The following is a 234-nucleotide window of genomic DNA, read 5'->3' on the forward strand; positions in this document are numbered from 1 at the left end:
TAAACGGCGGCCGTAACTATAACGGTCCTAAGGTAGCGAAATTCCTTGTCGGGTAAGTTCCGACCCGCACGAAAGGCGTAACGACTTGGGCGCTGTCTCAACGAGAGACCCGGTGAAATTGTAGTACCTGTGAAGATGCAGGTTACCCGCGGTTAGACGGAAAGACCCCGTGGAGCTTGACTGTAGCCTGATATGGGACAACGGTGTTCCATGTACAGGATAGGTGGGAGACGG

At 53.8% G+C, this 234-nt stretch carries 1 rRNA gene; it reads left to right on the forward strand.

What is annotated here, in order from left to right:
• Positions 1-234 (forward strand): 23S ribosomal RNA (locus tag AC27E8_RS00335); the annotation flags it as partial.

Source organism: Alicyclobacillus sp. CIJ1 (assembly GCF_057538885.1).